Annotated in this window: 15 protein-coding genes and 1 riboswitch; of the genes, 7 read left to right on the forward strand and 8 right to left on the reverse strand. The window is 30.6% G+C overall.

Annotation, left to right across the window (positions count from 1 at the left end; genetic code table 11):
- The first annotated feature begins 585 nt into the window (after window positions 1-585).
- Window positions 586-1,098, forward strand: a complete 513-nt coding sequence (locus ACMHJW_RS02370; protein WP_413531813.1) for an N-acetyltransferase family protein — start codon at window positions 586-588, stop codon at window positions 1,096-1,098.
- A 224-nt stretch (window positions 1,099-1,322) separates the two neighbouring features.
- The gene (locus ACMHJW_RS02375; RefSeq protein ID WP_413531814.1) at window positions 1,323-2,666 is read left to right on the forward strand and encodes an ammonium transporter; all 1,344 of its coding nucleotides are present in this window, start codon (window positions 1,323-1,325) and stop codon (window positions 2,664-2,666) included.
- A gap of 54 nt (window positions 2,667-2,720) precedes the next feature.
- Here ACMHJW_RS02375 and ACMHJW_RS02380 read toward each other — a convergent pair whose 3' ends face one another.
- The gene (locus ACMHJW_RS02380; protein ID WP_413531815.1) at window positions 2,721-4,748 is read right to left on the reverse strand and encodes a M3 family metallopeptidase; all 2,028 of its coding nucleotides are present in this window, start codon (window positions 4,746-4,748) and stop codon (window positions 2,721-2,723) included.
- 141 nt (window positions 4,749-4,889) lie between these two features.
- Here ACMHJW_RS02380 and ACMHJW_RS02385 point away from each other — a divergent pair, with 141 nt between their 5' ends.
- The 3 genes from ACMHJW_RS02385 (at window position 4,890) to ACMHJW_RS02395 (ending at window position 7,986) form a co-directional block, all read left to right on the forward strand.
- Window positions 4,890-5,816, forward strand: a complete 927-nt coding sequence (locus tag ACMHJW_RS02385) for a 2-hydroxyacid dehydrogenase (protein ID WP_413531816.1) — start codon at window positions 4,890-4,892, stop codon at window positions 5,814-5,816.
- Window positions 5,817-5,917: 101 nt separating this feature from the next.
- Complete coding sequence (locus ACMHJW_RS02390) at window positions 5,918-6,811, forward strand: helix-turn-helix domain-containing protein (RefSeq protein ID WP_413531817.1); 894 nt, start codon at window positions 5,918-5,920, stop codon at window positions 6,809-6,811.
- 176 nt (window positions 6,812-6,987) lie between these two features.
- Entirely contained in the window at window positions 6,988-7,986 is a 999-nt protein-coding gene (locus ACMHJW_RS02395; protein WP_413531818.1) for a beta-ketoacyl-ACP synthase III, read from the forward strand.
- Between the two features lie 58 nt (window positions 7,987-8,044).
- Here ACMHJW_RS02395 and ACMHJW_RS02400 read toward each other — a convergent pair whose 3' ends face one another.
- Window positions 8,045-8,461 carry a DUF2007 domain-containing protein gene (locus ACMHJW_RS02400; RefSeq protein WP_413531819.1) on the reverse strand — a complete coding sequence of 139 codons (417 nt, stop codon included), beginning with the start codon at window positions 8,459-8,461 and terminating at the stop codon, window positions 8,045-8,047.
- A gap of 80 nt (window positions 8,462-8,541) precedes the next feature.
- Here ACMHJW_RS02400 and ACMHJW_RS02405 point away from each other — a divergent pair, with 80 nt between their 5' ends.
- A complete protein-coding gene (locus ACMHJW_RS02405) occupies window positions 8,542-9,315 on the forward strand; it encodes a dienelactone hydrolase family protein (RefSeq protein ID WP_413531820.1) in 774 nt (257 codons plus the stop codon).
- Here the strand turns inward: ACMHJW_RS02405 and ACMHJW_RS02410 are convergent.
- From ACMHJW_RS02410 to ACMHJW_RS02430, 5 genes are all read right to left on the reverse strand, one after another.
- A complete protein-coding gene (locus ACMHJW_RS02410; protein WP_413531821.1) occupies window positions 9,305-10,219 on the reverse strand; it encodes an AEC family transporter in 915 nt (304 codons plus the stop codon). The two genes, ACMHJW_RS02405 and ACMHJW_RS02410, sit on opposite strands and share 11 nt — an antisense overlap.
- A 117-nt stretch (window positions 10,220-10,336) precedes the next feature.
- Complete coding sequence (locus tag ACMHJW_RS02415; RefSeq protein WP_413531822.1) at window positions 10,337-10,510, reverse strand: DUF4269 domain-containing protein; 174 nt, start codon at window positions 10,508-10,510, stop codon at window positions 10,337-10,339.
- Complete coding sequence (locus ACMHJW_RS02420; protein WP_413531823.1) at window positions 10,504-10,875, reverse strand: DUF4269 domain-containing protein; 372 nt, start codon at window positions 10,873-10,875, stop codon at window positions 10,504-10,506. The genes ACMHJW_RS02415 and ACMHJW_RS02420 overlap by 7 nt, the downstream gene beginning before the upstream one ends.
- Window positions 10,875-11,297: a PaaI family thioesterase gene (locus tag ACMHJW_RS02425; RefSeq protein WP_413531824.1), complete on the reverse strand. Its 423-nt coding sequence runs from the start codon at window positions 11,295-11,297 to the stop codon at window positions 10,875-10,877. The genes ACMHJW_RS02420 and ACMHJW_RS02425 overlap by 1 nt, the downstream gene beginning before the upstream one ends.
- 48 nt (window positions 11,298-11,345) lie before the next feature.
- Window positions 11,346-11,951, reverse strand: a complete 606-nt coding sequence (locus ACMHJW_RS02430; protein ID WP_413531825.1) for a hypothetical protein — start codon at window positions 11,949-11,951, stop codon at window positions 11,346-11,348.
- 48 nt (window positions 11,952-11,999) lie between these two features.
- Window positions 12,000-12,094: riboswitch (SAM-I-IV-variant riboswitch) on the reverse strand.
- Between the two features lie 465 nt (window positions 12,095-12,559).
- Between ACMHJW_RS02430 and ACMHJW_RS02435 the strand changes: the two genes are divergently transcribed.
- Window positions 12,560-13,354 carry an alpha/beta fold hydrolase gene (locus tag ACMHJW_RS02435; RefSeq protein WP_413531826.1) on the forward strand — a complete coding sequence of 265 codons (795 nt, stop codon included), beginning with the start codon at window positions 12,560-12,562 and terminating at the stop codon, window positions 13,352-13,354.
- A gap of 97 nt (window positions 13,355-13,451) precedes the next feature.
- On the opposite strand, the gene ACMHJW_RS02440 is transcribed toward ACMHJW_RS02435, so the two are convergent.
- On the reverse strand, window positions 13,452-14,318 hold the full coding sequence (locus ACMHJW_RS02440; RefSeq protein ID WP_413531827.1) for a type II toxin-antitoxin system death-on-curing family toxin: 867 nt from the start codon (window positions 14,316-14,318) through the stop codon (window positions 13,452-13,454).
- Window positions 14,319-14,850: the final 532 nt, after the last annotated feature.

The following is a 14,850-nucleotide window of genomic DNA, read 5'->3' on the forward strand; positions in this document are numbered from 1 at the left end:
CTTTTTGTACAATGTATTAAGTATTAAGTATTAAGTATTAAGTATTAAGTATTAAGTATTAAGTATTAAGTATTAAGTATTAAGTATTAAGTATTAAGTATTAAGTATTAAGTATTAAGTATTAAGATAATCTTATAAACTCAAAACTTAAAAATCACTGGTTGAGTAGGGGGGAATTCTACGGATTGTATTCGGGGAGTTCACGGAAACGCATCGGTTAACATATCAAAGATTCTTCACTTCGCTGTTGCTACGTCTTGAATGACAGGTTATTTAATATTTACCGTTAGAAATTGTGTTAGGGATAGTAGTGGAAATCCTTTTGTTGGATTTTAATTTTCTTGTTATGATTTCTATTTTCTTTTACAAAAGATTGTAACGAATAGCCCGACCGAGCGATTTATTTTACAGCTGTTTGATCTATTATAATTCTTCTAAGAAATGTAGAATAGGAAGGAAAAGAGCGAGGGAACGCTCAAATAATTTTGAAAATAATTAGATTAGCTGTACTTAATTTATTAAAATTAAACATCAAAACTTATAATTTGCTTAAAAATAACTTATATTGAACATAAAATAAGTGATATGATAGATGGATTAAATTTACGCCAAGGAACTTTAGAGGATATTGATAGAATTTGGGAGATTTTACAACAAGCAATTCAGAAAAGAAAGGAGGAAGGAAGTAAGCAATGGCAAAATGGTTATCCAAATGTAGATGTTGTAAAAAATGATATTTCAAAGGGCTTTGGGTATGTAATAGAGAATAAAGATAAATTTATTATTGGTTACGTAGCGATTATAGATGAAATCGAACCAGCTTATACAGCTATAGAAGGAAAATGGTTGAATGATGAGCCATATATTGTTATTCACCGATTGGCTATAGCACAAGATATTACAATTAAAGGTATGGGAACTTGGACAATGAAGGAGATTGAAAAAGTTGCAATTGCTAAAAAAATACATGCTATAAAAGTTGATACAAATTTTGATAATATAGGAATGCTTCGTGTTTTTGAGAAGTTAGGATATCACTATTGTGGAGAAGTTTATTTTAATAATAGTGCAAGAAAAGCTTTTCAAAAAATCGTTTAGTATTTAACATAATTAAATATTTTAGCTTGAATTTGATAAAACTGAATAATCAAATTGATAAAAAGATTCCATTTTTGGAATCTTTTTTTATCAATTTATATGGTATAATCGTGTTTTAAGTATTGATATGTTATTTTAACCCCTAATTTTATAGGGGTGTTAATAAAAATATATTGTTTTATTTAAAAAATAATCTATTTTTGATAGGGTTAAAACTAAAACTTATGAAAATTGGATTAAAATGGAAAGTTGCATTTGCTATTATAACAGTGATCGCATTTGCTGGATTATTTTGGAAACCTGTTGTAGATATTCCAAATACAGGAGAATTCCTTAGTGAAGATAATATTGTCAATTCAGATGTCGCTTGGATATTGGCTGCAGCAGGTTTAGTATTATTGATGACACCTGGTTTATCATTCTTTTATGGAGGAATGGTAGGGAAACGAAATGTTATTTCTACAATGTTGCAAAGTTTTATTGCATTGGGAGTGATTTCTATTTTGTGGGTTGTTGTAGGATTTTCACTATCCTTTGGAGAATCAATTGGTTTTACGATTAATGGTGAACATTACGGAATTATAGGAAACCCGCTTAGTTATCCATTTTTTAATCATGTCGGAGCATTTCCACATAAAGATATGGCATCTACAATACCATTTGTTTTATTTGCATTATTTCAAATGAAATTTGCGGTAATTACACCAGCTCTTGTAACAGGTTCATTTGCAGAAAGAGTACGATTTATTTCATATTTATTGTTTATGATTTTATTTAGTCTAATCATTTATACTCCACTTTGTCACATGGTTTGGCATCCAGAAGGTTTACTAAATAAATATTTTGGAATAAAAGATTTTGCTGGTGGAACTGTTGTTCACATGAGCGCAGGATTTGCTGCATTGGCAGGAGCTTTAGTTATAGGGAAACGAAGAAATAGAGAGCACAAACCTGCAAACATTCCATTTGTTATGCTTGGTACAGGAATGTTATGGTTTGGATGGTTTGGTTTTAATGCTGGTTCAGCTTTAGGAGCAAATGCAACAGCAGCTTTAGCTTTTGGAACAACAACAATAGCTTCAGCTTCAGGAATGATGACATGGATACTTTTTGATAGAATAAATGGACGTAGTGTTTCTGCAATGGGAGCATGTATTGGTGCAGTTGTTGGGTTAGTTGCTATAACTCCAGCATGTGGATTTGTAACAATTCCTGAAAGTATATTTATTGGTTTTATAACTGCAATTGTTTCAAATATAATGGTTAATTGGAAAGTATTAAAAAGAGTTGATGATACTTTAGATGTTTTTGCCTGTCATGGTGTTGGAGGAATTATGGGAATGATTCTCACAGCTATTTTTGCACATGGAGAAAATGCCAGTTTATTGCATGGAGGAATAGATGTTTTTGTGCATCATATGGTAGCCTTATTATTTGTCTCTTTATTCACCTTTTTTGGTGCAATTGCTTTATTTTATATTACAGATAAAATGATTCATTTACGCGTTAGCGATAGAGCTGAGTTTGAAGGTTTAGATTTGTCTCAACACAAAGAAAGTTTAAATTAGTAAAATAAGAACAATATAAAAAAGCCGACTATTTTTAATAGTCGGCTTTTAAATTTATACTAATCCAGCTCGCTTCAATAAAGCATCTGCTGTAGGTTTATGCCCTCTAAAATCTTCATATAATTTCATTGGTTCTATTGTTCCTCCACTTGATAAAAGTTGATGGAATTTTTGAGCTGTTTCTGGATTGAAAATTCCAGTTTCTTGGAAAAATGCAAAAGCATCTGCATCCAAAACTTCGGCCCATTTATATGAATAGTAACCAGAAGAATATCCGCCTTGAAAAATATGAGAGAATGACGTACTCATCATATTTTTATCAACTTCTGGATAAAGTTCTGTTAGTTTGAATGTCTCTTTTTCAAATTGTTGTAAATCATTAATTTCAGTCAAATCATTTGCATGATAAGCCATATCTAATAAGCCAAAACTCAATTGACGTACAGTTTGATAACCTTCCATAAAAGTTGAAGAAGCTTTTACCTTTTCAATTAATTCTTGCGGAATAATTTCTCCTGTTTTATAATGTTTTGCAAATAATTTTAATGCTTCTGGTTCATAACAAAAGTTTTCATAGAATTGAGATGGTAATTCAACAAAATCCCAATAAACATTTGTTCCTGAAAGGCTTTCATAAGTTGTATTTGGTAACATTCCGTGCAAAGCATGTCCAAATTCGTGGAACAATGTTGTGACTTCCTGAAATGTTAATAAAGAAGGTGCATCTTTTGTTGGTTTTGTAAAATTACAAACAATAGAAATGTGAGGACGTTTGTTGTTTCCATTTACATTAGAAGCTTCTCTATAACTTGTCATCCAAGCACCTGGACGTTTTCCTGCGCGCGGAAAAAAGTCGGCATACAATAAGCTTAAGAATTCTCCATTTTTATCTAAAACTTCATACGTTGTTACTTCTGCATTGTATTTATCAATCGTATGAATTTCTTTAAACGTAATTCCATACAATTTTGTTGCAACATCAAAAGCACCTTGAATCACGTTTTCTAATTGAAAATAAGGTTTCAATTCTTCATCAGAAAGACTAAATTTTTTCTGTTTTAATTTTTCTGCATAATAAGCATGATCCCAACGTTGCAATGTTTCAATATTATCCAATTCTTTTGCAAATTCAACAATTTCCTCAATTTCTTTTTCAGCAAAAGGTTTTGCTTTCGTCAACAAATCATTCAAGAAATCTAATACAGTTTTAGGCGTTTTTGCCATACGTTCTTCTAAAACATAATCAGCATGCGTTTTATAACCTAATATTTTAGCACGCTCGTGACGAAGTTTTACAATGTTTTTTACATTTTCTTCGTTGTTGTATTCATTATTTTGATAAGCTTTTACACCATTAGCTCTAAACAATTTTTCTCTTAATTCACGATTTTCTGCATATTGCATAAACGGAATATAACTTGGAGCTTGTAATGTAATCAACCAACCTTCGTAATTTTTTTGTTCAGCATCTGCTTTTGCTTGATCTATTGCATATTGAGGCAAACCTTTTAAATCATTTTCATCTGATATTTTCAATTCATAAGCATTCGTTTCAGCCAGAACATTTTGTCCAAATTGCAAAGAAAGCATTGCTAATTGCTTGTCAATTTCGCGTAATTTGTTTTTATCTTCATCGTTTAAATTCGCACCGTTTCTAGAAAAACCTTTGTATTTTTTTTCTAATAAATAAGCTTGTTCATCTGTTAAATTCAACGAATCTTTTTGATTATAAACAACTTTTATTCGTTCAAATAATTCTTGATTTAAGCGAACATCATTTCCAAATTCTGATAATAAAGGCGAAATTTCTTGTGCTATTTGTTGAATTTCATCATTTGTTTCAGCTGAATTAAGATTGAAGAAAATAGAAGAAATTCGACCTAATTTTTCGCCAGAAAGTTCCATTGCTTCTATTGTATTTGCAAAAGTTGGCGCTTCTGTATTCGCTGTAATTGCATTTATTTCTGCTTTCGCTTCTTCAATTGCTTGGATAAAAGCTGGTTTGTAGTCTTCATTTTTTATTTTAGAAAAAGGAGCACTTTCAAAAGGTGTATCAAATTTTTCTAATAATGGATTTGCCATTTATAATGTATTTTTTTAGTTAAAATATAGTTGTTAAAACTCTTTCAAATTCTAATCCAAATGTAAGAAATCTGACAAAACGTCAAATTTAATGCTCGATTAATTTAGAGTTATTTACATTTGTTATAAAAGTAATCAATTATGAGTATAGCATTAATATTTAATCAAAAACCATCTGAAGAATGGCAAAGAAATTTACAAGAATTATTGCCAGATACGAAAGTTGAAGTTTATCCAACGATCTCAAATCCTGACGATGTAGAATTTATTGCAACTTGGAAACCACACAAAAATTATGTCGCTGAATTTCCAAATCTAAAAGTGGTACAATCTGTTGGAGCTGGAATTGATCATTTGTTACATACAAAAATTCCAAATTCAATAAAGGTCACACGAATTGTAGATCCTGCTTTGAAACAAGAAATGTTTGAGCATGTTTTGGCTTGTGTAATGACTTCAATGAAAAATCTATTGACTTATTACAAAGAACAAGTTAAGAAAGAATGGAAGCCAAAATCGTATCAAAATATCAAAGAAACAAGCATTACTATATTAGGATTAGGCGAAATAGGAAAGTTAGTTGCTGAACATTTTGTTGCGTTAGGTTTTCAAGTAAAAGGTTGGTCTAATTCTCCTAAAAATATCAATGGAGTAGAATCTTTTGCAGGAAAAGAAGGATTGAATGCAGCGATTTCAAAAACTAATTTTATTGTAAATATTTTACCATTAACAGCTGATACAGAAGGTATTTTAAACAAAGAGTTTTTTGATCAATGTTCAACTAATACAGTTTTGATTAATGTTGGTCGTGGAGCACATTTGGTCGAAAAGGATCTATTAACAGCAATTGAAGAAAAAAAGATAAAAGAAGCTTATTTAGATGTTTTCATTGAAGAACCTTTACCTGAAAATCATCCGTTTTGGACAAATGAAAATATCTATGTAACGCCTCATATTGCGAGTGTTACAAATGCAACAACTGCTTTAAAACAAGTTGCTGATAATTACAAAAGAATGAAAAATAACGAAGCTTTAATGAATGAAGTTTCATTAGACAGAGGATATTAAGCCTACCAAAATGACGTAAGATTTTGTTAAAAAGACGTATTTAAGTTTTTACTTGTCAAAAAAATCTTTTAACATTGTATTCGTTAGTAAACATAGCTAAAATGAGTGATTATATTCAACTGTATTCAATTGATAATATTTTAAGAACTTACAAAGAAGAAGCTACCGATCGTCGGTTAGCCATCTTTGATGTAGGTCCAGAAAACAATTATTATTTTGTGAAGCGAAAACCGTATAAGTTTACATCGCTTGGGTTGATTTTAATTACTGCAGGAACATGCGAAATCACAGTGAATTTAGAACCTACATTAATCAAACGTGATGATATTATTGTAGTTCTTCCAGGACAATTGTTCGAGATTATAGAACATTCTGCTGATTTTGCTGTTCAAGCTATTTTCATTGATTCTGACTTGATTATTGAAGCTGGTTTTCATGTGAAATCCAATAATTTAGTTGAATTTTTATCGTCTAAATATCCTAAAATCATTTCATTAGATAAAAAGATTGTGCGTGATATGCGTTACAATCTCAATAAGATTAGTAAATACACCATCAAAAACGAAAATATCTTTGCAAAAGATTTGGTATTGCATCACTTTTCGGTCTTGATGTACGAAATGGGAAATTACTACAACCACGCTGTAATGGCGAAAAGTACAATGAAAGAAGTACGAAAAGAAGAATTAGCAAAACAATTTTTGTATTTAGTTTCTACACATTTTCGACGTCAACGTAATGTACAATTCTATGCAGATGAAATGTTTATCAGTCGAAAACATTTGACTAAAATTGTTGTTGAAGTTTTTAACAAATCTCCAAAACAAATCATTTCCGAAGCTATTATCTTAGAAGCTAAAGTTTTATTGAAAAATCCAAAATATAGTGTTTCGGATGTTGTAACCGAATTAAATTTTATTGATACTTCAGTATTTAGCAAATTTTTCAAAAATTATGCAGGTGTTTCACCTACAGCTTTCATCACTTCAAACTAGTAATTGATGTAAATCAATGTAAATGTGAAAGTTTTCTAAAAACGTCTTTTTGACATATTATTACGTTTATTTCGCTAACTGATTTCGTAAATTGGACAGACCTTTGTTGCTCAAATTTTAATTGATGCGTCTTTTAGTAGATAATTAATACATGAAATTTGAATGAAAAGAATTTTATGGTGGTAGATTTTACAAAAAAATTATTTGCACATATTTCTGCAATTGGTGGTTATGTGCCAGAAAATAAACGAACGAATTCTGATTTAGAAAAAATAACAGACACTTCTGATGAATGGATTGTAAAAAGAACTGGAATTAAAGAACGTCGTATTTTAGAGGAAGGTTTAGCTACTTCTGATATGGCAGTTCGTGCAATTCAGAATTTAATTGACACATATAAAAAAGACATCAAAGATGTTGATGCGCTTATTGTTGCGACTTCTACACCAGATATGTTGATGCCGGCGACAGCGAATATTATATGCGAAAAATTAGGAATAGAGAATGTTTGGGCATTTGATATGAATGCAGCTTGTTCGGGATTTTTATACGCCTTAGACATGGGTGCTTCGTTAGTAGAAAGCAGACGATACAAAAACGTTTTGGTAATTGGTGCAGATAAAATTAGTGCGTATGTTGATATCAAAGATCGTTCTACAAATATTTTATTTGGTGACGGTGCTGGTGTTGTTTGGTTAGAGCCTACAAACGAAGAAGGAATTCTAGATGCTTTGCTATTAAGTAACGGAACTGGAAGAGAATTTTTGAATATACAAGGTGGTGGTTCGCTATATCCAGCAAGTTCACAATTATTGGTTGATGAGAAACGCTACATAAAACAAGATGGAAGAATTGTTTTCAAAAATGCGATTCAATCAATGAGTGATGCGTGTTTGAATGTTTTAAAGCGTAACGATTTTTCTGTAGAAGATGTAAATTGGTTGGTTCCACATCAAGCAAATAAGAGAATTATTGATGCTGTCGGAAATGAAATCAATATTGAAGAAGGTAAAACATTAATCAATATCGAAAATTACGGAAATACAATTGCAGCAACTATTCCATTGTGTATTTGGGAAAATACATCAAAATTAAAGAAAGGAGATTTATTGATGTTAACAGCTTTTGGAGCAGGTTTCTCTTGGGGAGCAAGCTTATTGCGTTGGACAATTTAATCAATAAAATTCATATATTTTTGTTCATAGAGAACGACAAGAAATTGTCGTTCTTTTTTTATTTTAAACCATTAAACTCTTCACCACATTTCTTGCATTTGAATACGTTTTTGTAGTAAATAGGATATACCCAAAACACAATAGAAGATAATAAAGAAAGTAAACCTTTTCCACCTTTCATCGACTTGTAATTGCTGTAATACTCATTACTTCCACATTTTGGACAAACAATAACTTCATCTAAATCATTGGTATAATTCGAAGCATTAATTTCTTCTAAAACTTTCATAGCACGATCAGAATCCTCTTTCTTAATCTTTACTTTCACACCACCAATTGCATTCGATAAAAATTGATTCATCCCAATCGAATGTTCATCAAAAACAAACGCATCAATCTGTTCACTTTCTAATTTTGAACGTAAAATGTGTGCTTCAATAGGACTTTCAAATGTTTTTAATGTAATTAGTTCCATGTTCGTTATGTTAAATCTTGACTTTACTATCTGATATAAAATTAGTTCTTTTTATCTTAATGCTTTAAATTTTTTAGAAGATGAAAACGATAATCCAATATTTCTTTTTAATTGTACTGATGATGAATACAACACATGCACAAAGTTTAAAACAGATAATTTACAAAGATGGTTCGCAAAAATTGAATGGTTTAGTAACCGATCATACAACGAAAAATAGTCCAGGTGTTTTGATTTTACCTGCTTGGAAAGGAGCTGATAACGAAGCAAAACAAGCCGCAATAGATTTGGCAAAAGAAGGTTATATTGCATTTGTTGCAGATATTTATGGTGAGGGAAACAATCCGAAAGATAATGCGGAAGCAGCAGAAATAGCAGGAAAATACAAATCGGATTATGTAGCTTATCAAAAACGAATCGATTTGGCATTGAAAGAATTAATCAAAACAGGAGCAGATCCAACTAAAATAGCTGTAATTGGTTATTGTTTTGGAGGAACAGGAGCATTAGAAGCTGCTCGTGCTCAATTGCCTGTTGTAGGAGTAGTTTCTATTCACGGTGGATTAGCAAAAGATTCGGTTCGAAAAAATATCCCCTTAAAAACAAAAATTTTAATTGAACATCCTGCAGAAGATGAATCTGTAAAACCTGAAGATATTTCGAATTTAGTGATCGAAATGAACCAAGGAAATACAGATTGGCAAATGATTACTTATGCAAATTCAAAACATACTTTTACCAATCCCGAATCACCAGATTATAATAAAGTAATGGCAGATAGAGCGTGGCAACACACATTATTGTTTCTAAAAGAAATATTTGAAATAAACAATTTTTCAAAAATTACTGAATAACCAATTGTATCATTTCATACCAAAAAGCAGCTGTAAAAAAGCCGACTATAATACTAATTCCAATAATCAAATTGGTTAGCTTGGTGTTGAGTTTAAATTGTTCTGCAATAATACTCGATGTAACCAATGTAGGCATTGCAGCTTCAAAAATAGAGATTTTAGCCACATCACCTTTTATACCAATTACAATGGCTAAAAGCATAACCACAGCAGGTGCAATCATTAGTTTATAAACCATAGACATTGAGATTTGCGACCATAATTTTCGCCAACCGTTAAACTTCAATTGTAATCCAACAGAAAACAAAGCCAATGGACCTACAGTTGCAGCTAATTTATCGAAAAATGGTTCGGCAGGAGATAAGTCGATAAATTGAGACAAGATCAATGCGCTGATACAACCCAAGAAAGGAGGGAAGGTGAACAATCTTTTCAAGATAAATTTAGTGTCTATTGCACCAGATCCGTTGCTACCACCTTTTAGGGCAGAAACTATTCCGATTGTAGATAAACATAAAAACATGGTTTGATCACAAATGATTGCAATACTCAAATATTTTTCACCATAAAAAGCAGAGATCAATGGAAATCCAATAAAGGATGTATTGCTATAACCACTAGCTAATTCTAATGATCTTCTCGAACGCTCTGAATATCCTTTTGCTTTGCTGTAGAATTTCATGTAAAACAAACTCCCAACGGCGATAATGATTGTCGAAAAAATAGGAAATAGCATTTCTTGCGACCATTGTACTTTTGGTAAATACTTAAACGAGACTGCCGGTAAAGCTAAATATAATATCCATGTGTTAATTCCTTTGTGTGCATCTGGATGTATAGATTTTGTTGCTTTAAACACCATTCCGGCGATTATGCAGACCGCAATTAATATAAAATTTACCATTTTTTGATATTTGGACTACAAATTTACAATGCCATTTATTTTTACCCTTAAGATATCACTTTTTATTCAATCCTTATTATTTATAAAATGGCGAGATTAGATATATTTAATCTATTATTATTGAAAACTACTTTTTATTTCATATTCCAATAAGGCGAGATAGGGATCACCTTGTACCTCAAGAAGTTTTGAAAAAGCAGGTTCAGTTTTGTAGCCTTTCCTTTTCAGTTCAATAATTTTATTTTTAAAATCTTTGCCCAATTTTTCAAGGATTTTTGCCTCAATTAACATGTGTCGATAAGCATTTTGTTCAGTCGGTTTTTGTTTTCTAAATAAATCTCAATTTCAAATGAATTAATTTTAAAATTACAAATCAAACAAGTTTCGCTATTGATTGTTGTTTGCTCAATTTTAAATTCTGGATAATGTGAAAAATTCTCAAGCAAATCACTTTCAGCTTTTTCAAAATCAGAACATTCACCAATAAGATCAATATCACTATTCTCGGTATTAATTTCAATCGGAATCGTGCCTACAACAATTGGTTTGTAGGCATTAAGTTTTTCTGAAATTTGATGTTTGCGCAACAGATGAAAGACATTTTGTTGTATTTCATTTCCGTTTTTCAAATAATCTATTGTAAGAAAATTTTGCATTATTTTATCCTCATCATTGTAACCAAAGAAGTTGCGGCATGGGTTTCTTTTTTTGTCGTTTCATCAACAGCAAAAATCTCTGTACGAATGGTACTAATTTTCTTTCCGCCTTTTATCACATATGCTTTTGATAGTAAATAATCGCCCAAAGCAGGTCGCAAATAATTTACCTTTAGCTCAACTGTTACCACATAGCAATCGTCATCGTAATGAGAAACAGCCGCATAACCAGAAGAAACATCAACCAAAGAAGCCATCATCGCACCATTGAACATGCCATGTTTACGAGTCATCATTTCTTGTTTTGGAATCTTAATCGAAACATAATCTGTTTCACATTCCACAAGTGAAGCATTATAAAACTTTAAAGTTTCTGATCGATTAAAACTTGCTTCGATTAATTCTCTTTTTTTTGGTGTCATAAAAAAATGCTTTCAACAAATATAGAGATTTGTCGAAAGCATTTTTAGTTAAGCAGATACATTATTCAAAATTTCTTCTTTTATAATGGTATTTTGATGCGACAATATTACCTTATCCAAACCGCGGTAATAATTGCCTTTGTCAATTGTAATCAATAAATTGTTTTTCGGAATTCTATTGATGATTTTATCATTAGGAAAATGTTGTTTCGAGTTTTTGAACGTAATAAAAACATCATTTTCAGTTAAGTTTTTAATGTCGTCTTCCGAAATAATATCAATCAATTCATAAGGTAAATAAAGTTGATCGAAGATATAATGAAACGTTTTTAAGCGTTTTCCGTTCAATTCCTTAGAATATTGCAAAAAGTTTCTCAATCGATGCACAACAGCATAAAAACTACCTACCAAAGGTGGTTTTGGAATATTACGTTCAAATAAGCAACCATCAATTAAACTTAGTGGTAATTTAATGTTCAATTCATCTGTTTTCGCATTGTAGAGATGACGATAATCCAATTCTCTTTTTTTCAATTCCTCAATAATATGATTTTTTAAAGCAGGAACTGTAATTGGCAATTGTTGGTTGATAAAATCGACCAGTTTTTCATCTGAAATAGGAGCTAGATTAAGCTCAGAAATGTTTTGTGACATACAATAAATAGTTAAAATAAAACAATTATTGTATTTCGAGAATAGGGGATTTTTCGTTGTTTTTGGATGAACTCCCGTATTGTTTTACCACCGTGGAGACTACTCTCGGTTGGTATCGTTGATTACGATTCGAAATACGATTCAAATTTAAACAAAAAATTGAATAGATAATAGTGTCTTTCAAGAATTTTATTTTAAAACGATTATTGAGCGTTAATTGTCATTCCGAGGTATCGAGGAATCTATTTTTATGTCTTGATGTGGTTAGAATTTTTATGTTTTGAATTCGATGTGATCCTAAAATATGTTTAAAGTGTCGACTTCGTTATTATAATTTAAGATTTAGAAAATTTTACAAATAATTAAGAAAAATTAAATTGTAACCCAAAAAATATTTATTACATTTGGTAAACAGAGTAATTAAAAAATGAAATTTACGTGCTTACATATGTCGATTCGCAAACAGGTTTGGAATATCCAGACGTGGGAAAGTCATGTATACTAAAAAGAGATTTTATTTTTTAATATATTTTAGTTTTCCCCGTCGTATTTCGATGGGGATTTTTTTTTAAGTGAAAATAACAATTACCAATATAAAATTAAAAACAATGCAAAGTTTACAACAATTAACAATCCCGGTTTGGCCCTTAGAGGACAACACAATCTTAAACAATGTTTCGGTAACATTTCAACTTTTTGGACTTCCATTAGGAACAGCTCCAGTCATTTTGATTAATCATTCCTTAAACGGAGATTCAGATTGTACCTATCATTGGGATGGTGTCATGGGAAAAAACAAAGCAATTGATTTGAATGAGTATACGGTAATCTGTATTGATATTCCAGGAAATGGCATTTCCAAAACCATAAAGTACGATTATATTCCGCGCGACCACATTACAGCACGCGATGTAGCGGTATTGTTTTGGTTGACGTTATTTGAATTGGAAGTAAACGAAATTTTTGCCATTATTGGTGCGGATTTAGGAGGAGGATTAGCATGGGAAATGGCATGCTTATTTCCAAACAAAGTGCTGAATATTATTCCGATAGCAGCAAGTCCTAAGACAGCAGATTGGCTACTAGAGCATCCAATTGCGAAAAACGATTATTTAAAATCTATTTTCCATACGATAGATATTTCTCGAAACAGAGGCAATATTTTAGAAGTTTCACAATACATCAAATCAAAAATACACGTGATCTATGTGAAAAATGGAAACTTGTTCAACAAAGCAGAACTAAAACGTTATTATGCTAAACTGCAAGGGTTCAACAAATATGTACAGTTTCATGAAATAGAACAAATTGTAGACAACGAATTATTGAAAGCGAATATCGATGAGGTCGAAAAAATAGTAGACGGTATCCTCGAAAAAGAGTTTATTAATAATGTCGCATAAATATAAAAGCTCCTGTGAAGGAGCTTTTTTACTTGTAGTATATCTATATTTTATCCGAAATATCGAGTTGTGTAACAGTTATCGATGTTAGCTGTAGTTAACGATCTTTTAATCTTCTTAAAGGTCCTTGATATTCATTTATTAGTGAATGTAAAGGTTCTACACCATTATAAAAAGATTGAGAATCAATTCCATACTCATCAGTTAAATTACAAGCTTTTAAACTTTCTTTTACTGCTTTAAGATTTATTTTTTTATCCCAACCATTAAAACCTATTTGAATAGCAGATTTGTATTCTATTTTATCCTTTTTTAAAAATCTTTTAACTACAACTGGTTTCATAATATTAGCAAAACCACCATTAAGAACATCAATGTAACAATTATGTTTTTTAAGTAATTTATCGAATTCTCTATAAGTAATAGGGTAATATCTTTTATCGATTTTTCTTGTTTTCTTTTTTAAAAAATCTGCTATAAATAATATTTCAGCATCATCAAGATGTTTAAATTTTTTTTTATAAATTGGATATTTTTCAAGATTATTTTCAGCAATGTTAACAGCAAGATCTTCAAATACTTTTTGTTTATCAGTTATAGTACGACCTAATCTGTGAAGATGATATATTAATGTTAAAAGTGCAGTACGTTTATTAGCGTCATGAAATGCGTGATTTTTTATAATACCATAGAATAACGTTGCACAAATTTCTTCCTCTTTTTTCCATTTAAGTTGTCCATTAAATCCTGTTGTTTGTCTTCCTAATGCTGAACCAAGTAAATTTATGTCTTTTACTCCACAAATAGTTTGTTCGCCATCTTTCATAAAAAAGTCTGCTATTAAATAATGAGATTTAATTACATCACTGAATGATATTAAGTTTCTTGATTGAAATTCAGAATCGTCAATTTTTTCAATTGCTCTATCATATTCTTTTTTTAGTTCGGGTAAAATTTCATCCATATTATTTTTATATATTAATTATTACAAATATACAATATCCTTTAATAAGTATTTTATTTATTGATTTTAGCTAATGGTTGCCGAATTTATCAAATAATTTAGCGTATTTTTCGTAAAAATTACTATACCTACTTTTGATAAAATTAAAAGCTAATAAACAAAAAATCACAATCAAATACCTTATTGTAAAACTACAATTCTACAAATTTTCTCCCACTTTCGTTCGTGTTTTCTTCGACCATTCTTCGAGAAAACCTGCATTTTTGCAGAGGTTTGTCGAAGCTTCCTCGAACGATGGTCGAACGAAGGTCGAACAAACCCAAAATCGAGTAAAATTCTAATTACGCGCTATCCATTATAAATAGAGAGTTGTATGTGTTTTTTAATTAACTTAATAGTAGTGTTGTTTAAAAAACTGAAGGACAGAAGTGGACAAATGTGGACAGAAGCGGACAAAAGCGGACACAAAATAGGTGTTTTGTAAAAGCTATTGTTTCTAGTGCTAACTTTATGATTATTAATTATTAAAATA

It is taken from the genome of Empedobacter brevis, assembly GCF_965118635.1.
Taxonomy (GTDB): domain Bacteria; phylum Bacteroidota; class Bacteroidia; order Flavobacteriales; family Weeksellaceae; genus Empedobacter; species Empedobacter brevis_A.